At 37.7% G+C, this 20,913-nt stretch carries 22 protein-coding genes and 1 pseudogene; 1 reads left to right on the forward strand and 22 read right to left on the reverse strand.

What is annotated here, in order from left to right; all coding sequences use genetic code 11:
* Positions 1–140 precede the first annotated feature (140 nt).
* From BM012_RS04170 to BM012_RS04270, 21 genes and pseudogenes are all read right to left on the reverse strand, one after another.
* Positions 141–1,319, reverse strand: a complete 1,179-nt coding sequence (locus BM012_RS04170; protein ID WP_235606093.1) for an amidohydrolase — start codon at positions 1,317–1,319, stop codon at positions 141–143.
* Positions 1,273–1,833 carry a GNAT family N-acetyltransferase gene (locus BM012_RS04175; RefSeq protein ID WP_061802267.1) on the reverse strand — a complete coding sequence of 187 codons (561 nt, stop codon included), beginning with the start codon at positions 1,831–1,833 and terminating at the stop codon, positions 1,273–1,275. The genes BM012_RS04170 and BM012_RS04175 overlap by 47 nt, the downstream gene beginning before the upstream one ends.
* Positions 1,834–2,604, reverse strand: a pseudogene (locus BM012_RS04180) (ATP-binding cassette domain-containing protein).
* 13 nt (positions 2,605–2,617) lie between these two features.
* Entirely contained in the window at positions 2,618–3,394 is a 777-nt protein-coding gene (locus BM012_RS04185; protein ID WP_061802268.1) for an ABC transporter permease subunit, read from the reverse strand.
* 12 nt (positions 3,395–3,406) lie between these two features.
* Positions 3,407–4,426: an ABC transporter substrate-binding protein gene (locus BM012_RS04190; RefSeq protein ID WP_061802269.1), complete on the reverse strand. Its 1,020-nt coding sequence runs from the start codon at positions 4,424–4,426 to the stop codon at positions 3,407–3,409.
* A 68-nt stretch (positions 4,427–4,494) separates the two neighbouring features.
* Complete coding sequence (locus BM012_RS04195; protein WP_061802270.1) at positions 4,495–5,583, reverse strand: iron-containing alcohol dehydrogenase family protein; 1,089 nt, start codon at positions 5,581–5,583, stop codon at positions 4,495–4,497.
* Positions 5,570–6,697: a histidinol-phosphate transaminase gene (gene hisC, locus BM012_RS04200; protein WP_061802271.1), complete on the reverse strand. Its 1,128-nt coding sequence runs from the start codon at positions 6,695–6,697 to the stop codon at positions 5,570–5,572. Before hisC ends, BM012_RS04195 begins: the two co-directional genes overlap by 14 nt.
* On the reverse strand, positions 6,687–7,475 hold the full coding sequence (locus BM012_RS04205) for an amino acid ABC transporter ATP-binding protein (protein WP_061802272.1): 789 nt from the start codon (positions 7,473–7,475) through the stop codon (positions 6,687–6,689). Before BM012_RS04205 ends, hisC begins: the two co-directional genes overlap by 11 nt.
* Positions 7,472–8,182, reverse strand: a complete 711-nt coding sequence (locus tag BM012_RS04210) for an amino acid ABC transporter permease (RefSeq protein ID WP_061802273.1) — start codon at positions 8,180–8,182, stop codon at positions 7,472–7,474. Before BM012_RS04210 ends, BM012_RS04205 begins: the two co-directional genes overlap by 4 nt.
* Positions 8,183–8,204: 22 nt before the next feature.
* Positions 8,205–8,909, reverse strand: a complete 705-nt coding sequence (locus tag BM012_RS04215; RefSeq protein ID WP_061802274.1) for an amino acid ABC transporter permease — start codon at positions 8,907–8,909, stop codon at positions 8,205–8,207.
* Between the two features lie 16 nt (positions 8,910–8,925).
* A complete protein-coding gene (locus tag BM012_RS04220) occupies positions 8,926–9,738 on the reverse strand; it encodes an amino acid ABC transporter substrate-binding protein (RefSeq protein ID WP_061802275.1) in 813 nt (270 codons plus the stop codon).
* Positions 9,735–10,271, reverse strand: a complete 537-nt coding sequence (locus BM012_RS04225) for a GNAT family N-acetyltransferase (RefSeq protein ID WP_061802276.1) — start codon at positions 10,269–10,271, stop codon at positions 9,735–9,737. The genes BM012_RS04220 and BM012_RS04225 overlap by 4 nt, the downstream gene beginning before the upstream one ends.
* A gap of 44 nt (positions 10,272–10,315) precedes the next feature.
* Positions 10,316–10,597 (reverse strand): glutaredoxin family protein, encoded by a 282-nt coding sequence (locus BM012_RS04230; RefSeq protein WP_061802277.1) that lies wholly within the window; start codon positions 10,595–10,597, stop codon positions 10,316–10,318.
* A 17-nt stretch (positions 10,598–10,614) separates the two neighbouring features.
* On the reverse strand, positions 10,615–11,940 hold the full coding sequence (locus BM012_RS04235) for an LLM class flavin-dependent oxidoreductase (RefSeq protein ID WP_061802278.1): 1,326 nt from the start codon (positions 11,938–11,940) through the stop codon (positions 10,615–10,617).
* Positions 11,930–12,946, reverse strand: a complete 1,017-nt coding sequence (locus BM012_RS04240) for an LLM class flavin-dependent oxidoreductase (protein ID WP_061802279.1) — start codon at positions 12,944–12,946, stop codon at positions 11,930–11,932. Before BM012_RS04240 ends, BM012_RS04235 begins: the two co-directional genes overlap by 11 nt.
* A 142-nt stretch (positions 12,947–13,088) precedes the next feature.
* Entirely contained in the window at positions 13,089–13,988 is a 900-nt protein-coding gene (locus tag BM012_RS04245; protein ID WP_061802280.1) for a LysR family transcriptional regulator, read from the reverse strand.
* Between the two features lie 67 nt (positions 13,989–14,055).
* Positions 14,056–15,201, reverse strand: coding sequence for an FMNH2-dependent alkanesulfonate monooxygenase (gene ssuD, locus BM012_RS04250; protein WP_061802281.1), 1,146 nt, complete (start codon positions 15,199–15,201; stop codon positions 14,056–14,058).
* 23 nt (positions 15,202–15,224) lie between these two features.
* The gene (locus BM012_RS04255) at positions 15,225–16,025 is read right to left on the reverse strand and encodes an ABC transporter permease (protein ID WP_235606101.1); all 801 of its coding nucleotides are present in this window, start codon (positions 16,023–16,025) and stop codon (positions 15,225–15,227) included.
* A 20-nt stretch (positions 16,026–16,045) separates the two neighbouring features.
* Positions 16,046–17,026, reverse strand: coding sequence for an aliphatic sulfonate ABC transporter substrate-binding protein (locus BM012_RS04260; RefSeq protein WP_061802283.1), 981 nt, complete (start codon positions 17,024–17,026; stop codon positions 16,046–16,048).
* Positions 17,027–17,037: 11 nt separating this feature from the next.
* The gene (locus tag BM012_RS04265; protein WP_061802284.1) at positions 17,038–17,805 is read right to left on the reverse strand and encodes an ABC transporter ATP-binding protein; all 768 of its coding nucleotides are present in this window, start codon (positions 17,803–17,805) and stop codon (positions 17,038–17,040) included.
* Between the two features lie 321 nt (positions 17,806–18,126).
* On the reverse strand, positions 18,127–18,837 hold the full coding sequence (locus BM012_RS04270; protein ID WP_061802286.1) for a pseudouridine synthase: 711 nt from the start codon (positions 18,835–18,837) through the stop codon (positions 18,127–18,129).
* A 102-nt stretch (positions 18,838–18,939) separates the two neighbouring features.
* On the opposite strand from BM012_RS04270, the gene BM012_RS04275 reads away from it, so the two are divergent.
* Positions 18,940–19,140, forward strand: coding sequence for a hypothetical protein (locus BM012_RS04275; RefSeq protein WP_061802287.1), 201 nt, complete (start codon positions 18,940–18,942; stop codon positions 19,138–19,140).
* A 42-nt stretch (positions 19,141–19,182) separates the two neighbouring features.
* Here the strand turns inward: BM012_RS04275 and BM012_RS04280 are convergent, their stop codons facing one another.
* Entirely contained in the window at positions 19,183–20,820 is a 1,638-nt protein-coding gene (locus BM012_RS04280) for a putative polysaccharide biosynthesis protein (protein WP_061802288.1), read from the reverse strand.
* Between the last annotated feature and the right edge of the window lie 93 nt (positions 20,821–20,913).

Genomic DNA, 20,913 nt, shown 5'->3' on the forward strand with positions numbered 1-20,913 from the left:
CTAGTTTTCTAGCCGGCAAATATTAGATTACGTTTATATTAAAACAATTATTCCTATTTGTAAAGTAGGATTTAAATTTTCACTTCTTTTTTCTTTTTATAAATTCTTCTCTTCTCATTAGGTTTTTTTATACATTATTGTTAGATTTTCAATACATCATGCTGTTGTTGCAAAAGGTATTTAGCACTGCTATACAAGAAATAAGCTCCTTTTATTAATGCTTTTTCGTTTATTGTAAAAGAAGGATGATGCCAATCTTCTGTTCCACTTGTTCCTAAAAATGCAAAAGCCCCCGGTACTTTCTCTAGATAATGAGCAAAGTCTTCTCCTGCTGTTGAAAGCTCTGGTTCAATAGTTTCTAGCCCAGCACTTTTGGCTCCAGACTCTATTGCTTCAATTATGCTGCAGTGATTAATCAGCGATGGCGGCCCTTCATACCATTTGATATCTCCCTCCATTAAAAATGTATTAAATATATTTTCTAAGATTGTATAGAAACGTTCTTTGACATGTGCACGCACTTCTTTATCGAATGTTCTCACTGTTCCCTCAATCGTAACCGAGCTCGGAATAACATTCCATGTGTTTCCTCCCTCAATTCTTGTTACACTCACAACCGCATTTTTTAGCGGAGAAACATTTCGGCTTACAATGGTTTGTAAAGCTGTAATTATGTGAGCTGATGCTACAATTGGATCGTTTCCATTATGAGGAAGAGCTGCATGCGCTCCTTTTCCATTGATCACAACTTTAAAACGATCAACAGCCGCCATTAATGGGCCACCCTTAATTCCTATTGTTCCAACTTGTAGGTCAGGCTTGTTATGAAGGCCAACAATAGCCTCTACATCTTCCAAATGGCCTGCTTTAATAACTTTTTCTGCTCCAGCTCCGTATTCTTCAGCAGGCTGAAATAAGAGGCGAATGCTGCCTTGAAGTTGTTCTTCTTCTTTTTTTAATAAATAGGCTGCTCCAATAGCAGTTGCTGTATGAAAATCATGACCACATGCATGCATTTTTCCACGTATTTTTGAGGCATATGGAAGATCTGTTTTCTCTTGAATGGGTAGAGCGTCAATATCTGCTCTAATGGCAACAACAGGGCCCTCATTATTACCGATGTTTGCCACAACTCCCGTTTTTAAAATTGTCTCTTCCAAGCGAATATCTTCGTCTATTAGCCATTCTTTAATTCTACTCGTTGTTTCAAATTCTTCGTGAGAAAGTTCAGGGTATTGATGTAAATGCCTATAAATATGAATTAGACGTTCCTCAAGAACTTTGGCATTCATTTTCCTCTCCTCCTTTATATAAATCATAGCGACAACATTTCACAAGGATGTCTTGATTTGAAAACTCTTTTGAATAATCTCTCTTAAATCCTAACCGTTCATATAGTGAAATTGCCTCTTTCATCATCTCTCCAGAATGCAAATATAAGCACCTTGCTCCTTTAGTCTTTGCATAAAGCAGACTTTCTTTTAAAAGAGCCTTTGCCACTCCCCTCCCTCTTGCTTTTGGATGAACAGCTAGTAAGCGTACAATAGGATCAAAAATTTCAAGTTCTAGTTTGTTATAAGCCGTTTTCCCATTACAAAAGAGCTGAAGAGTTCCAACTATCTCTTTTCCTTGTTTAGCAACTAAAATTTGCTCAACCTCTTGTTTTTCTAGTGAGCTACTTATGTTTGCTTTATACTCTTCCCATACACTTTTATCTTCATAATCTTTCTCATACTGTTTGTAGCTTGCTATTAAAAGAGCTCTTGTTTCCTCTTTTTCGAGCTCGCTCAACTTTGAAATAATAAGACGAGAACTTACATCTACCTTCTTCATTTATATCGAGTACTCCACATCTCGCTGCTCGCTTTTTATACTTTCTTCTCTTCCCATCACCCGATCTAAAATTTTCTTCTCGAAGTAAATAAAGTCATTATCTCTTGGCCTCGGTCTTGCTAATGGGATTTCAATATCCATTTCGATTCGTCCTTCTTCAATAAGAAGAACGCGATCTGCCAAAGCAACAGCTTCGCTCACATCATGTGTCACTAAAATGGCTGTAAAAGCTTTTTCAAATCATAATTGTTCAATTAGATTTTGCATCTCAATACGCGTTAGCGCATCAAGTGCTCCTAGTGGTTCATCGAGAAGAAGAAGATTAGGGTCTGCGGCAAGCGCCCTGGCTAGTGATACACGCTGTTTTTGCCCCCCCGATAAAACCCGAGGCCATTTATTGTGCTTATCACCTAGTTTTACAGCTTGAAGAGCTTCGAAAGCTGTTTCTTCTTCTTTATCCACTGAGCAAATTCTTACGTTTTCAATTACTTTCTTCCAAGGAAGTAGCCGAGGCTCTTGAAAAAGCACTCGAGTTTGCTCATTATATCCTTTTACTTCTTTACCATTTGCTTGCAAGTTTCCAGCTGACGGTTGCTCTAACCCTGCGATTAACCGTAGAAGCGTACTTTTGCCACACCCACTCTTTCCAACAATGGCAATAAACTCTCCTTTTTGAATTTCTAAATTAATATCGTGCAAAACTGCTACTTCTCCAAATCGTTTTGATAGGTTTTGAATAGAAAGGTTCATTCCATTTGAAATGTTCTTCATAAAATATCCCCCTTTAATCTTTTGCAAAGTTCGGATGCCACTTAAGCCAGCTCCTTTCCATCCATTTTGCAACTGTATCTGATAACTTCCCCAAAAATGCATAAATTAGGATACTAAGTACAATCACATCCATTTGCATAAACTCTCTTCCGTTCATCGCCATAAAACCAATTCCAGAGTCTGCTGCAACGGTTTCAGCAACAATAAGAGTAAGCCACATCACACCGAGAGAATAACGAACTCCTACTAGAATAGAAGGAAGGGATCCTGGCAAAATAACATGCCAGAAAAGAGCCCTTTTATTTAAATTGTAGACTCTCCCCATCTCAGTTAAAGTAGGGTCAATGGAGCGAATACCGTGAAAAGCATTTAAATATATCGGGAAAAAAACACCGAGAGAAATTAAAACAAGCTTGGCTGGTTCTGCAATCCCAAACCACAGAATCACAAGCGGAATTAGTGCTAGATGGGGAATATTTCGTACCATCTGGATTGAAGAATCTAACAATTTTTCCGATGTAGTACTCAATCCATTTATCATGCCTAATGCTAACCCTAATCCTCCTCCAATCAAAAAACCAGTGAATGCTCGCTTTGCACTATCTCCAATATATTGAGTAAGTTCCCCTGTTTGTAAAAGGGTGAGTAACGTATCCAACACTTTTAACGGCTGTGGAAACGTTTGTGCTCCGATAATGCCTTTTGTTGTCACAACATGCCATGTTACTAATAGAAAGAGTGGCAAAACCCAAGGCATAATATAGTGAAAAAAGAATCTTTTTTGTCTCATTAACTCCCCTCCCTATTTCTTTAATACTTTGGCTAATTCTTTATCAAACTTATCGCTCCAAAATGTTTTAGCATCTAAACTTTTCTCAATAATTCCAACATCTTTAAATGTTTCAATAATATCTTGCTGTGAATCTACTGTAACCTCAGAATTTGGAATAATTTTAGTGGGTTTCTGAGCTTCTCCTTCTTCTAGAGTCTGCAGTGCCTGTTTAACAGGCTGTTTTGTATTTGCAGCAACAATTTTAGCCCATTCTTCTTTATGTTGACGTTGCCACTCATACGCTTTATTAATGCGTGAGATATAGTCTACAATTGCTTTATGTTTTTTAGGATCTTCAATTGCTGCTGTTGAAGCATTGAGTTGAAAATTTCCTGAGAGAATATCCTTGGCGCTGGCAACTGTCACAGCATCGTTTTCATGTGCTGATAAAATAGCATTCCCATAGCTTGCTAGTGCATCGACCTTTCCACCAACTAATGCTGTAAGGCCGTCAGATGTTGTAAGTTGAACTGGCTTAATATCTTCCCAAGAAAGACCAGCATCTTCTAACATTTTAATAAGAAAATAGTGTGACGTTGTATTATTTACGTACGCTACTTTCTTTCCTTTTAAATCTTCAACTTTCTTAATTTTTGACCCTTTAGGTACGACTAGCTCTTGTTGAAGCGTGTTGGATTGTTGGGTAGCAATAACTTTGGAGTTCTCTCCCTTTTGAGATAAAGCAGAGAAAATAGGAGGAATCTCACTTGTTGCTCCAAAATCAACATGTCCAGCCGTCATAGCTTCTAAAATAAGATTGCCACCTTGAAATACGCTGTACTCCACCTTATACGGCGTATCATCTAATTCAGCCGCTTTTAGCGCTTCTTCATAAGATCCCCATCCTGTTTGAGCAACTTTTATGGTGACACCATCTAGATCTGAATCTTTTTTAGACTCCGATGCATTACTTCCTTGACTTGAACAGCCGCTCAAAATCAAAACGGCTAACAAACCCAATGCTATCAAAATGTTCACTCTACTTTTCACTTTATTTTGTCTCCTTTTCTTAAACTTTGTATTCCGATAAGTTTACTTATTATGAAACAGTAGTGAACTTATAAACTTTCTATTTTTTTCGTCTTTCCTATTTTTTCTGCTTTTTTTACTGCTTTTATAAAGCTTTGTTGATCAACAATAAATGTTAGCTGATCCAATGCTTGTTTTCTTAGTTTGACTTCATTGATAATCTGTTTTATCTCTTCACTCGTATCTTTTAATCCAAGTTCATCTAAAGTTACAGGTGCTCCCCATTCGGCAATTCTTTCTGACAGCTGTTTAGCTTCAGCTTCTTTTCCTTCCAAGAAAAGCTGAACAATTAATCCATAACCAACAAGCTCCCCATGAAGTGACTGATGTGCCCTCTTAAATTGAGTTAAACCATTATGAAGAGAGTGAGCAAGAACAGCACGCGGTGCGCCATTCGTAATGCTTCCTACTAATCCAGCAAGTTCAATAATACTATCAACAACGGTTTCAAAAGAAGCATTCACTTCCCTTTGTTCATTAGCCAAAATAGCTTTTTCAGCATGTTGTACAATGAGTTCTAAAGCTAGTTTAGAAGTGGAAAGAGAAATATGAAAGGCTACTGATTCACGTTCATACTCTTCATGTGGTTTTAGTTCATACCATTTAGCTAAAGTATCAATGATACCAGCAATCAAAAATCGCTTTGGTGCCTGGGCTAAAAGTGCTAAATCAGCTAACACTAATGCTGGTGCCTGTTTTAAAAGCTGGTGCCCGGTAGCCCTCCCGTCCTTATCATAAAAAACGGACAAGGCAGACCAAGCAGCACATGTAGCTGCAACCGTTGGCACCGTTATAACGGTTTTGTTCCCATCATCTCCAGCTGCTTTTGCGGCATCTAAAACACTTCCTCCTCCAACTCCAATAATGATTTCTGCATTTTTAGCATGTTGTTTGATTTTATCGATATTCTCTTCTGTGCAGTATCCTTTAAAAATACTAATCTCTGTTTTTACACCTGCTTCATCTAAACTTTTCATAAAAGAATCCTGTACTTCTCGAATCGCTTTTTCTCCTCCAACAACTAAAGCGTTTTTACTAATTGCTGCTACCACTTCTCCTGCTGATTGTAGGATTCCAGCTCCACTAATATAATTTTTGGGCGTTTTAAATACTGGCATCTTCCACACTCCTATTATGTTTGAATTTTCTTATAATTTCTTTTAGAGATCTTACTACAAATTGATTTTCAGCTTCTCTTCCAATTGTAATTCGAATCCAATCATCCATTCCAAAGTCTGCACCAGGCCTTATGGATATCCCTCTCTTCAGTAGTTCTTCAACTACTTTTTTGGCATCATAATGAACGTTCATCGTAATAAAGTTTGTTTTAGAAGGAATATACTCCCACCCTTCCTCCCTGCATTGCTGTTCATAAAAGGCTAATCCTTCTGCATTGTTCTCTAAACAATTTCTCTTAAACTCCTCATCTTGTAAACTAGCGTATGCCGCAACTTGTGCAAGTTTATTAATATTAACAGGAATTCGAACTTTATCTAGCATACTAATCATTTCCTGATTGCCTATCCCATAACCAATGCGCAAAGACGCTAAGCCATATACTTTTGAAAAAGTTCTTAAAATAATTACATTAGAGTATTTTTGGATAATATCTACTGAGTTTGGGTAATCTCCTCCAGCCGCGTATTCATAATAAGCTTCATCCAAAACAACAACGATGTCTTTTCGGATGTTGTTTAAAAAGTTTTCCAATTCTTCATGTGAAAAGTGTGTTCCTGTTGGATTATTTGGGTTGCATAACCAAATCACTTTTGTTCTAGGTGTAATCGCTTCTTTTATATCTAACAAGGCAACTTTATGGTGAGCTAACGGTATGAAAAGCGGAGTACCACCTGAAGTTAATGTAACGTTTTTGTACCACCCAAAGCTTGGAGATGGAATTAATGACACGTCTCCTTCTTCAATGAAGGTTTGACCAATGAGAGTAATCAGTTCAAAAGATCCGTTTCCAAAAATAAGCTGATTCTCTTGGACATTATAAAGATTGCTTAGCGCCTCTCTTAAAAGTTGACATTTTGCATCTGGATATAGAAACAGTTCATTTTCCGCACTTTTAATCGCTTCTTTTACAAGCGGTGAAACCCCCATTGTATTCTCATTTCCTGCTAGCTTTAATACTTTCTCTTGTTTATACTCTTGCTTGATTTGCTCAATTGTTTTTGCTTGTTGATATGTTGAGACTTTTTCAAGCTTTTCCCTCTGTTTATAAAGCATGTTGATGTACTCCTTTTCCAGCGTGATTTTGGTTATCGTAGTCATCACCTTCAAGTCGTTTTAAAAAGCGTTTCGTTCTTTCTTCTTTTGGATTATAAAATATTTGCTCTGGTACTCCTTCTTCAACAATGATGCCTTCGTCCATAAACAGAACATAGTCAGCTACTTCTCTTGCAAAGGTCATCTCGTGCGTGACAATAATCATTGTAATTCCTTCCTTAGCAATTTCCTTAATAACGGAAAGCACTTCTCCGACTAATTCAGGATCAAGGGCAGATGTAGGTTCATCAAATAAAATAACTTTGGGGTTAAGAGCAAGAGCCCTTGCAATTCCTACTCGTTGTTGTTGCCCACCGGAAAGCTGGCTTGGATAGTGGTGAAGTTTATCTTCTAGTCCTACTTTAGCAAGCATTTTTTTGCTTTGCTCTCTAGCGATTGATTTTTTCATTTTATGAACAACAACAAGCCCTTCCATGACGTTTTGAAGTACAGTTTTATGGGAAAATAAGTTGTAATGTTGAAAAACCATTGCAGATTGTCTGCGTATCGCAATAACCTCCTTTTTCCGAACGCTGTGAGCATCTAAACTTATCTCTCCAACAGATACAGTGCCTTCATCTGGTTTTTCAAGATAATTCAAGCACCGTAGCAACGTCGTTTTGCCAGATCCGCTCGGTCCTAGGATTGCCACAACTTCCCCATGCTCCACATTAAGACTAATATCTTTCAATATCTCTTGATCTCCAAACGACTTTTTAATTCCAGCTAATTTAATCACCGAATTCCTCCTTTTGCATATGAATACACCCTTTTTTCAATCCAAGATGACAACACTTCTATAAGAATAGTTAATCCCCAGTAAATCATCCCTGCTGCAATAAAAGCCTCTAGAAACTTTAAATTGGTAGATGCCACGATATTTGCTGCTCCTGTTATCTCTTTTTGAGAGACGATAAAAGCAATTGATGATGTATGCAAAAAGCCAACAAAAACATTGGTAAAGTTAGGAATAGACCCAGCAAAAGCCTGTGGTAAGACGATACGTCTCATCACTTGAAAAGTTGTCATGCCTGTTGCATAAGCAGCTTCTACTTGGCCTTTCGGAAGACTGACAATACCCGAGCGGATTGTTTCCGATAAGTAGGCCCCTGCGCTCAGTGACAAAGCAAAAAGGACAAATAAAGAAACAGGAATAGCATTTGTCTGTACGTTCATGTCCATTTCTCTCACTACTTTATCAATAAGAAGAGGAAGACCAAAGTAAATCAGCATAACATGCATAATAATAGGTGTTCCCCTTAAAAAAGAAACATACATTTCCGCAAATGGGGCTAATATCTTCACCTTATAAATGCGAATAATAGCTAAAATTAATCCGAGAAGAAAGCCTGCACATAAAGGAATAAGCGTTAGCATTAGGGTAATCGGAAGTGCCTTAATAATCTCCGTTAATGCTGTCCAAATAAATGGGATATCAATTGTCATTTTCTTCTTCCCTTTCTGCTTTTTAAGCTGATTTCATGACGATTGGTTTATATCGATTTGCTCGTTTTTCCAATAATTGAAAACCTCTTTCCATAATCCATACAATCCCGTAATAAATAATAGAAAGAGCGATATATACTTCTAGAGTGTGCATAGAAGATGCAACCAATGCTTCTCCTCGTCCAACCATATCCATTACACCAATTGTGAAAGCAAGGGATGTATCTTTTAAGGATCCAATCACTGTGTTCGCCATGTTAGGAAGTGCTATTCCTAATGCTTGGGGAATTACAATTCGTATAAAATTTTGTGTATCGCTCATTCCAATAGATAAAGCAGCTTCTGTCTGTCCTCTGTCAACAGCTCTAATTGCACTCCGGAAAATCTCAGAAAACACAGCTCCATTACTAAGAGAATAAGTTATCATCACAAAGTACATCGGATTAACTCTTGAGACATCCCATCCAAATAACAATATGAAAGCCGGAATTCCATAGAATACTAGAAATAGCTGAATTAAAATGGGTGTTCCTCGCACAAAAGAAGCATAGAGTACAACGAGCTGAGAAAGGAAAGGAATCTTAAAAATTCTAGGGATGGCGGCTACCACCCCTATTATCATTCCAGCAATTGTTGAAAAGGCTACAATTTCAAGCGTAACGTATAGATAGGGAATAAGCTGTGATAGAAAGGTCCAAATTAAAGTGAAATCAAATGCTTTACCCACTTTGCTTTCCTCCTCGCTAGAATTCTACTGTGTAATCTTCACCAAGCCATTTCTTGCTTAATTTGCCCACTTCTCCTTCTTTCTTTAGTTCAGCTACCGCTTCATCAATTCGTTTCTGAAGCTTTGTTTCATCTTTTCGTAACATAAAATACACTTTAGAATTTTGAACAGGATCTCCCACTACTTTTAATCCTGCATTAGCCTGTTCATTCTGCAATTTCACTCCAAATGGGGTATGAATGGTTGCATCTGCACGCCCTGTACGAATTTGGTTAATCGTATCGTCAGATCCTTGGCCAGAATAAACAATATTAATTCCTGCATTATGCTCTTTATTGTACTTTTCGATGAAAACAGCTGAGTTACTTGTTGCACTCACGATGACTTTTTTCCCTTTCAAATCTTTAATAGACTGGATGTCTTTATTCTTCTCATTCACTGCTACTTGTAGCGGGAAGATATTATAAGGCTCTTTGCTAAAGAGAAACTTTTCCTCACGTTCTTTATTCACTTCCATTTGATGTGCAATAAAATCAATCTTATTGGTTTCTAAACTTAACAAAAGATTAGAAAAATCCATTGTTTTAAACTCAAATTCATATTCAGGTAGTTTTTTATCAATCTCGCGCACAAGCTCCACATCATAGCCTGTAAGTTTCCCATTGTCCTCGATGAAGCATACGTTTGGAAACTGCGTTCCTGTTCCAACAATAATTTTTTGAACCTTTTCCTTGCTTTCTTCATCAGAGCTTACTTTCTCAACTTGCGAGCATGCTGTTGTGAGTAAAGTAAATACAAGAGCTAAAAATAGACCCGCCTTTTTCTTCATCTTTGTTCTCCTATTCCTACATGATTATCTAATAAGTTATAAAGGGACGGGTTTAGCACTTTCCGAAGAAAGACAATATCATCCCCTTCATGCACTTTTTCTTGAAAAGCTTGATACCCCCGTCGTTCATAGATTCCCACAAGCCACGGGTGACGCTTAGCCGTAGCTAAATAAACAGCCGGTGCTTTGGCTTGCTCTCCGAGTATTTTCTCTTCTACATAAGAAAGCAATTTAGAGCCAACACCTTTTCGTTTAAACTTTGGATGAACAGCAAACCACCAAATAAAAGGATATGGGGCAATGTGCTCGGGATGTGTCCAAGGATATTGAACAGTTACAGTTGCCGCAATTTCTCCATCCCTCTCTAGTACATAAGAGGCATTCCTTGTTATGTTCTCAACTACAAGATTTCTATCAGCCGTTGCTGCTGAAAACTTAATATTCAATTCTCGGATTGGTGCGTAAGCTTGTAATGTTAGAGCATGGACTTGATCTACATCCTCAATTCCTGCTAGACGAATAACATCTTCCATCACATTTCCCCCTTTATCTATTAAATCGATAAATTTAGTTGGTTTTAAGGCAATAAAGAATCTTCTTTTTTAATACGATCAATAGCTTCTTGCACATATTGAATACCAACTTTTGTAACAGCTTCATATACTTCACCATTTCCAATTTCAACAACTGGAACGTGACGCACTCCATATTTGATATCTAAAATATCACGACGGTCATCAGCATTTGTTACATCAATATCCTGATAAGCTATGTTGTGGCTATTTAAGTATTCTTTCACCTCTGTGCAATAATGGCACCCTTTCTTTGACCAAACAACCACTGAAAATGAATTTGACATGCTTATTTCCTCCTTTATTAAACTTTTTGTTTTGTATATTGATTTTCCTTAAATGGAAGACCTAAATTTGTTCGTAACGTATGCCCTTCATATTGACGACTATAATATCCTTTGCTTTCTAGAATAGGAAGAACATGTTCTGTAAAATCGTCCAAACCACTTGCAAGAACAGGTGAACCTAAAATAAAGCCATCAGCTCCGCCTTGTTCAACCCACGCAATTAGTTTTTCTGCTACTTCTTCATAAGTTCCAAACAAAGCACTTTTTGGGGTTGTTACTTCTAATGCTACTTCTCGTAATGTTTGATTTTTCTCGTGAGCTCGCTGCTTAATTTTGTCTGTTGTAGAACGAAAGCTATTTTGACCAACGTCTCCGATGTCAGGAAATGGTTCATCTAATGGATACACGCTAAAATCAAAATGATCAAAGAAACGCCCTAAGTAGTTTAATGCTTCTTCAATTGAAACTAGGTTTTGAATCGCCCTATACTTCGCTTCTGCTTCTTCAACAGTAGCTCCAGCAATGGGATGGATACCTGGAAATACTTTAATGTCTTCTTCATCCCTACCAAACGTTTTTGCTTTGTTTTTTATATCTTGGTAATATGCTTGTGCTTCTTCTAAAGATCCTGCATTTGTAAACACAGCATCTGCTTCTTTTGCAGCTAAATTCTTTCCTCTTTCAGAAGCCCCTGCTTGAAAAATAACGGGCTGACCCTGCTCTGATCGTTCAATATTAAGAGGGCCTTTTACAGAGAAGAATTCCCCTTCATGATTTAAAGTGTGAAGCTTCGTTCGATTAAAAAATTCCCCTGTTTTACGATTCCTTACAAAAGCATCATCCTCCCAGGAATCCCAAAGTCCTTTTACCACTTTTAAATATTCATCAGCTATCTCATAACGTTTTTTATGAGAAGGATGCTCTCCTTTATTATAGTTTTCAGCAGACCCCTCTAACGGAGATGTCACAACGTTCCAACCGGCACGTCCTCCGCTAATTTTGTCAAGTGAAGCAAACTGTCTAGCAACTGTAAATGGCTCACTATAAGAAGTTGATAATGTACCAACTAAGCCAATTTTTGAGGTTACAGCTGCAAGTGCCGAAAGAATCGTAATTGGTTCAAAACGGTTCAGAAAATGGGGAATTGATTTTTCATTAATAAATAAGCCATCAGCTACAAAGGCAAATGTAAACCCTTCTTCCTCCGCTTTTTTTGTCATGGATTGATAATAATTTAAGTTCACACTCGCATTTGCTGGAACAGATGGATCTTTCCATGCATTCATATGCCCTCCTGGACCATGTAGCATAATGCCAAACTTTATTTGCTTTTTAGAAGACATTTTCTTTCCTCTTTTCTTTGAGAGAATGTACAGAACTTAATAGGTGGAATGAATGCTTCCTCGCTTGTCGGTCTTCAATTGGAGTATGAAAAATAAATTCTTTCACACCATAATGCTCATGATAATACTTTAGAACACTATGAATATATTGAGGCGTTCCTGCTAGTGTTTGCAGTTTCTGCTTTCTTATCTCGTATTCTTGACCTGATTGGCTTCCAAATCCTTCAGCCTGTTCTAAAGAGTTAACGGTTACAATTCGACCACTTTCTAAAGCCACTTTATAAATCGTTTGATCGCTCACACGTTCCTCAGCTTCTTTTTGATGATCTGCAGCAAATACAGATATGGCCATCGCAAAGTGTCCATTTGGTGATAAGCTTCTGTATACCTCCGCTGCTTCTGTCCATGATGTAGGATCGCTATTAATAAATTTAGCAAAAACAAAGTTCCAGCCGAACTTAGCAGCAATCTCAGCGCTTTTAGCACTCGCTCCTAACAAGTAATAGCGAGGATTTTCAGGAGGTTCTGGCGTTACATTCACTTCAGCTAGCGGATGATCTTGGGGGAGTTTTTTTTCTAATAGCTCATAAAGTGAACTTAATCGTTCTTCAAAATCTTCCCCCTTATTCACTGTGCCAAATTGTAAAGCTTTTGTGGATAAAGGTAAGCCACCAGGGGCTTTGCCAATCCCTAAATCAACTCTTTTCGGAGCTAAAGCAGATAAAACACTGAAGTTCTCAGCCACTTTATATGGACTGTAATGCTGAAGCATAACACCTCCAGATCCAATCCGAATTTTATTCGTTTTTGCTAATAAGTAAGCCATCAGCACTTCTGGTGACGATCCCGCTAGCTTTTCTGCATTATGATGTTCAGAAACCCAAAAGCGATGATATCCCCATTTTTCTGCTTCTTGTGCTAACTCGACTGTTTTCTGTAAAGCATGGAAAGCCGTTTCCCCTTCGTATATAGGGCTTTGGTCAAGTAAGCTTATTTTATATTCCATCTTTTCATCTCCCTAACCCAACTTTTTTTATAAGGATAGTAAGTTTTTTCTAATTGACACTTATCCTACCATCTACATTTCATAAAATAAATGCTTTTGATGATAGAAAGATTTATTGTATTTATAGAAAAAATAAATACATTTATATAGCTTCTGCTTGCTTGCTTTTCTCTTCAAAAGATTCGATTACGTTCCAAAGATGATCCCATAAATAAGGAGGATTTGCTCCATAGTACGTTCCATATACTTGCTGTTTTATATTTAAAATATGGTCTGTTTCAATCGTAACCAGCGTCCCTTTCTTCAGTTCTTCTTTTATACATAAGGAAGGTAAAAACCCAATCCCTTTATTCTGTTGAATAAGTGATTTAGCTACTTCTAAATGGCCAATTCGAAATTCAATGCGAGGACTAACATTTGCCGCTTCAAACATTTTATGAATTCTATTCCAATCAAAAGCACCACATTCAAAGAAGACAAGAGGATCTTCGGATAAATCGTCCACATTAATATTTGTCTTGTTCGCCAAAGGATGATTTGGATGACAAACAAGGCGAACGGAATTATCAAGTACAGGGCTTTGATAAATTGCATCACGGCTCATTTCTTTTAAGAAGGCAATGTGAATCTCTTTCCGAATGAGTTGATCCACAAGTATCTCATTTGTTGCCGTTATAAATGTAAAATGGACATCCGGAAGAGCTTCCTTCCATAAAGGTAAAATATGAGGAATAAAGTATTGAGAAGAAATAGGATTGGCTCCTATCACCACTTCTTTTTGGATATGCTCTTTACTAAGCTGTTTCTTCGCTTTTTCATATGTTTGCACAATTTGTTCAGCATATGAAAAAAATTCTCGCCCTTTTTCCGTTAGTTTAATTCCTCTTCCACTTCGTCTAAATAATGCCTGCCCAAGCTCTCGCTCAAGTGTCTTTATTCGGGCCGTTACCGTTGGTTGTGATAGAAATAAAGCATCTGCTGCTTTATGAATACTGTTTAAATGCACAGCGTAAATAAAGGCTTCTATGTGATCAATATTCATTTTCTTTCTCTCCTTTTAAAAAAGCGCCTGAATTTAATTATTCAGGCACTTTGTTGATCATTAGTTTTTAAATTAACTGTTTTTTAATATCTTTCGCTAAAATATCGTTTCCAATGGCTTCACCAATGTTTCCACGTGAACGTCCAATATCTTCGCCAACTCCAAAAGATAAGAGCGGAAAAACAAGCTCTGCAAAACGATAAGATTCTTCTAAATGCGGGTACCCTGAGAAAATAAAGCTTTCAATCCCTATTTCTTGGTACTCTCTAATTCTTGCAGCAACTGTCTCGGCATCTCCAACAAGAGCGGTACCTGCTCCCCCGCGCACGAGACCAATTCCAGCCCATAAGTTCGGACTAATCTCTAAGTCAGCTTCTTTTCCTTTCTTATGGAGATCAGCCATTCGAGTTTGGCCTGTAGAATCATGTCGACTTAACCGTTGCTGTGCTTGCTCGATAATCTCATCATCTAAATATGAAATAAGCTTATTAGCAGCGGCCCATGCTTCTTCATTTGTTTCACGTACAATAACGTGAAGACGAATACCAAACTTTACTGTTCGCCCTTCCCTAGCCGCTTTTTCGCGAACGCTTTTTATCTTCTCTTTTACCTGTTCTGGCGGTTCTCCCCATGTTAAGTACACATCTGAATGCTCTGCTGCCACATTCTGCCCTGCTTCTGAGGATCCACCAAAGTAAACAGGTGGTGTTGGTTGTTGAACAGGTGGGAAGATAAGCTCTCCCCCTTTAGAAGAAATATGCTTGCCTTCAAAATGAACTTTATCTCCTTTTAAAAGACTGCGCCAAACTTTCAAAAATTCATCAGTTGCTTCATATCTTTCATCATGAGAAAGGAAAACACCATCACCTGCAAGCTCAACCGGATCTCCCCCTGCTACAACGTTAATCAGTAAACGACCATTTGATATGCGATCAAGAGTAGATGTCATCCGAGCAGCAACAGATGGAAGCATAAGACCTGGTCTAACGGCTACTAAAAACTTTAGACGTTGCGTCTCAGCCGCAAGGGCCGCTGCTGTTAACCAAGGGTCTTCGCACGACTTTCCTGTTGGAATCAAAACGCCCGTATATCCTAATCTGTCCGCTGCTTGTGCAACTTGACGAAAATAAGTATGATCAGCTTCTCTTCCTCCAATTTGTGTTCCTAAATATCGACCATCACCATGCGTTGGAATAAACCATAAAATTTCCATTTTTATCGCTCCTTTAAATTTTATTAACCTTTGAAACTATCTCGCCATTTTAATAGCCTTCGTTCAAATAAGCGCACAAGAGAGTCTGTTGCTTTCCCGACAACTGCAAAGATGATAATTCCCACGAACACTTTATCTGTTAGTGAATATAAGCGCGCATCCATAATCATGTAGCCAATTCCAGCGCTTGAACCCATAAGCTCAGCTACAACAAGGCCAAGCCAAGCAATTCCAAGTGATAAGCGCACACCTAGTAAAATATTAGGAAGGGCAGCAGGGAGAATCAGCTTTGTAATTTTATCTTTAAAACTAAATTCTAAAACTCTAGCAACATCAAACAGCTTAGTATCGACACTTCTTATTCCAAGAAACGTATTAATATAGATTGGAAAGAACGCTCCAAGAGCAATTAATAAAACTTTGGAAATTTCATCAAATCCAAACCATAGAATAAAAAGCGGTGTTACAGCTAAATGTGGAACTGTGCGTAACATTTGAAGAGTTGGGTCAATATACGCCTCTGTTTTTTTAGAAAATCCTGTTAAGATTCCGAAAAGTAATCCAAGGCTACCGCCAAGTAGAAAACCAAGTGCTGCTCTTATGATACTGATTTTCATATTGCTAAAAAGCTCTCCAGATAACGTGAGTTCATAAAAGGAAGATAGGATAGCAACTGGTGTTGGTAAGATATTAGCAGAAACAAACCCCATACTCCCTATATACTGCCAAATAGCGAGAATAACAGCTGGCAAAGCGCATCCTTTTATCCATAACGGTATGCCTCTTTTTCCCTTTAGTTTTCTTGTTTTCCCTTCTCTTTGCACTTGAACGTAGGCTGCTGTTTTCACTTTTCATCCTCCTTTCTTACTTTTTTCACGAAAGTATTATCAACTACTTTGGATACATCAATCTCTTTATTAATCGCGCCTATTTCATATTGGAAATCAGCCGTATCTTGCTGATCTTTAATAATTTCTTTTGAAATAGGAACATTAAATTGTTTTGTATTTTTTAAGACATTCGCCACTACTTTTTCATCTAAGTTTTTCGTCTTCGCATAAATTGCAACAGCTTCTTCATTATGAGCGTTTTGCCATTTTACAGTTTTGTCGTACACTTTCATAAAGGTTTCCAATTCTTTTGGATGGTCTTTAATAAATTGTTCTCTAGCAATTGCAAAACTAGGAGAGTATGTACCAACCGTTTCTCCATCTGCTAGTATTTTAGCGTCGTGTTCAATTGTTTGAAGTGAAATAAATGGTTCCCAGATTGACCAAGCATCCACAGATCCATTTTGAAAAGCAGGCATCGCTTCATCTGGCTGAAGTTGAATAATTTCTACCTCTTTAGGAGAAATCCCAGCTTTCTTTAATGTTTTGTGAAGGAAGTCAAACCCACTGCTTCCTTTTGCAACTGCAATTTTCTTTCCTTTTAAATCTTTGAGTGACTTAATACTGCTGTCTTTATTGACTAAAATAGCGTTACCTTTCACTCCATCTGACGTCATTGCAATTTCTTTAAATGGGACGCCACCAGCCTGCCCTCCAATAACAGGTGAATTTCCTACTAGTGTCACATCCAATTTTCCACCTGCAATCCCTTCAAATTGAGGCGGCCCACTTTGGAACTCTGTCCATTTCACTTTAATTCCTTCTTTTTCAAACTCTTCTTCAAACCATTTCTTTTCTTTTGCAATCCATAGCGGTGTTAGGCTTTGTTGAATGCCAATATTAATTTCTTTTAATTTTCCTGGTTCTGCTGAACTTTTAGCAGAGCAAGCTGTTAACAACAGTGCAGCTGCTATTACTAACAACCATTTCTTCATTAAAATCCCTCCTAAATTCCTGATCCTTGTTCATAGACCACTTCTTTTGTTTTTTCAAACTCTTTTAACACTTCCTGACGGAGATACTGGAAAGATGAATCAGTTCGATCTCTTGGAAAAGAAAGCTTAATAGGCATCACTTTCTGAAGGGCACCTGGCTTTGCTCTTAAAATCGCAAGCTTTGTGCCTAAATAAATTGACTCATCAATATCATGGGTAACTAAAATCATCGTAATTTTTTTCTTCTGCCAAATTTGAAGCAAAACATCTTGAAGGTGCTTTCTCGTGAACGCATCAAGCGCTCCAAATGGTTCATCAAGCAGTAATACTTCTGGTTCCCGAATAAGTGCGCGAGCAATAGCTACACGCTGAGACATTCCTCCTGACAGTGCTGATGGATATGCTTTTTCATAACCATCTAAGCGAACAATTTGAATAATCTCTGCTACTTTTTGCTTCACTTTTGGATCTCGTAAATTCAAATCTGCTGCAATGTTCTGTTCGACGGTTAACCATGGAAACAACCTGTGTTCTTGAAAAATAAATCCTTGATTGATTCCAGGCTCTACAATCCTTTTGTTTTCAATATGAACTTTTCCAACATAGTCAGTATCGAGACCAGCTATAATTTTTAATAGTGTGCTTTTTCCACATCCGCTTGGGCCAATAATAGTTAAAAACTCACCTTGTTTAATTTCTAAGCTAATATCGTCAATTACTACAGTGCGCTTTTCATCACTTATAAATGCTTTTTCATTTACAACAATTGAAACTGCCACTTTTCCTCTCCTCCTTATGAAAAAACTCCCTATCTAAATAAGATAGAGAGCTTTCGGTTGTTCCGATCAGCCTTTTTCAATATGTGTTTACAGTCATTCACAAAAGCATCAACTCCTTTAGTAGCAACAAAAAAAGCACACGCTTCTTTAAAAGAAACATGTGCTTTCGGTGTTCCGATCAGCTATATGAAATATATAATTTTATATCCAATTAATTCTATAGGGATTATAATATATAAATTTTCTTTCTTCGTCAATCCTTTTTTAAAAAAAATTTAAATCTAAAAAGCCCTTAAATTGTTTAAGGGCTTTTTTCATCTTTTATTCTCCTTTTAACAATGCCACTTCTTCATCCGTTAACTCGCGATACTGTCCAAGCTCGAGCTCTTCATCAAGTTTTAGTTCTCCCATTGAGAGGCGTTTGAGATAGATCACTTTTTTCCCTACGGATTCAAACATTCTCTTAACTTGATGAAACTTTCCTTCTGTAATTGTTAAGTGAATAACAGACGTTTCTCCACTCTCAATAATCTCTAGCACCCCTGGTTTCGTAACATATCCATCATCAAGTGTTACGCCGTTTTTAAAAGCTTCCACATCTTCTTCAGTCACTTCTGAATTAATGTGAGCTAAATACGTTTTCGGGACGTGCTTTTTTGGCGAAAGAAGCTGGTGAGACAGCTTGCCATCGTTTGTTAATAAAAGAAGGCCTTCTGTATCCTTATCAAGCCTACCCACTGGAAAAGGTTCAAAAACAGCATCTTCCGGTTCTAATAAATCAACAACAGTTGGTTGAGACACATCTTCCGTTGCTGAAATAAGTCCTTGTGGTTTATGTAGCATAAGATAAATAAATTCTCGATATACAACTTCTTCGTTGTAAACCGTAACCTCTTGTTCACCAGGATTTACATGTTGTTTCGCATCTTTTACAGGTGCTCCATCAACTTTAACAGCTCCTGATTTCAATAATGATTTTACTTCTTTCCGACTACCATATCCAATATTCGCTAAAAGCTTGTCAATTCTCATGACAAATACCTCCTATTCTTCTTAAAGTTTGGGCTTCTGCCTATACATCCTGTAGATAACTTTCATACTTTATGGTGAACTCAATTAGAGAGGAGAACTTTCATGTACCCTTATTCTTATTATCGCCAACAGCCCCAAGGATTCTTCCCTGGCTCTACTATTTCAAACATCAATCGCCGTCTTGATCGCATTGAAAATCGTTTAAATGATCACGATCGTAAACTTCGTCAACTTAATCGACGCCTTCGTCGTGTTGAACGTCAAATCGGTTTTTCAGTCTTTGGTACAGACGAAGACTTCTAAAATGACAATAAAATGGCGCTAAGATTAGCGCCATTTTACTTTCTATTGTTCTCTTACTTTATTACGTTTAAAACGACGGGTAATTTTATTCACAAATCCATCTCCAAACACAATGTTTAGTAAACGAGATTGGTAAGCAAGTCCTAAATATAGGGCTCCGCCAATGCCAACTCCGGCAAATGAAATCAGTCCAGCGGCAATTCTTCCGTCTTTGTAAGATACGAAAGAAGACAAGCCAAGCTGTACAAGCCATACAGCAAGAGCCATAATAGCCACAAATAAAATAATTAAAATGGATCGTTTTACAAAGAGCGTAAATTTATATGCTGCGTGTTTTTGAATCATATAGAATGTGTAAGCAATAGCTACAAAATAGCCAAGTGCTGTTGCAAGAATAGAACCTGTTGCTTGCAAATAATACGTAAGCGGAAAGTTAAACACAATCTTTACTAGCAAACCAAGCACTAAACTAATAACAGCATAACGTTGCTTGTTAATGCCTTGTAAGATAGCTGCATTGACTGTAAAGAATGAGAAGAACAGAGCAAGCGGTGCATACGTTGCTAACATCTGACCTCCTAAGTCACTTGTGCTATACATAAGAGCATAAATAGGATACGCAAGAACGCACATCCCGATAACTGCTGGTAATACTAAAAACATAATAGTTTGATATGTTTGATCAATTTGGTTTTTTAATGTTCTGCGTTTTCCGTTAACATAGGAATCCGTAATTGTTGGAACAAGTGTTAATCCGAACGCTGTTGCAATAGACACAGGAATCATGACAAGCTTTGGCACCCATCCAAATGTGATACCAAAAAGCGTTTCAGCCGTGTCTTTATGTCCTGCTGCAACCATTGCTCTATTAAACATAAATTGATCAACGTATTGGAACAAAGGAATAGCTAGTCCTACAAACACAAATGGACCTGCATAAGAAAATAGCTCTTTAAACATATCTCGCGTTGAAATGTTAGCAGGCTCAACGCTTTGTTCGAGCAATTTATCAAAGTGTTTCTTACGTTTTTTCCAATACCAATAAAGAACAGCTAATCCACCAAGTGCACCAATAAAGGCTGCAAATGTAGCAAATCCAACAGCTGTTGCAATGCTTCCATTTAACATCTTAATAATAATGTAGCTTGACGCTAATAAGAAAACAACACGTGCGATCTGCTCGATAACTTGTGAAACGGCTGTCGGTCCCATTGAACCATTTCCTTGGAAAAACCCCCGGATAAGACTCATTGTTGGAACTACAATGATGGCTACGCTAACCATCCGAATAACCATGACAACATCGTCAAGTGAGTTATCAAGGCCATTTCCCCCCAGCATTAATTCTGCAATGACTGGTGAGAGAAAAAATAGAGCTGCAAAAACGGTAACTCCCATAATCATGGTGAACTTCATTCCACTTTTGAACATCCGCATACTTGTATGATAATCTCCAAGTGCGTTATATTTAGAAACGAACTTAGAAACCGCTAGCGGAACTCCCGCTGTTGCGATACTCAAATAAATTGTATACTGTCCATAGCCATATTGAAAAAGGGCTCCCCCTTTATTTCCAACAAGACTTTCAAATGGAAAAACGTAAATCATCCCGAGTACTCGCGCAATGTATGTACCGAGTGTTAAAATAAGTGTTCCTTGCAATAGTTTTGAATTAGACATATTGGTGCCTCCAAAAAAAGCTGACTCAACTATTGATAATAGAGATATCTTTGCATTTACGCAAGTGATTATATTAAGTAGGCTGGTGAAATA

It is taken from the genome of Priestia endophytica DSM 13796 (assembly GCF_900115845.1).
Lineage (GTDB): Bacteria > Bacillota > Bacilli > Bacillales > Bacillaceae_H > Bacillus_I > Bacillus_I endophytica.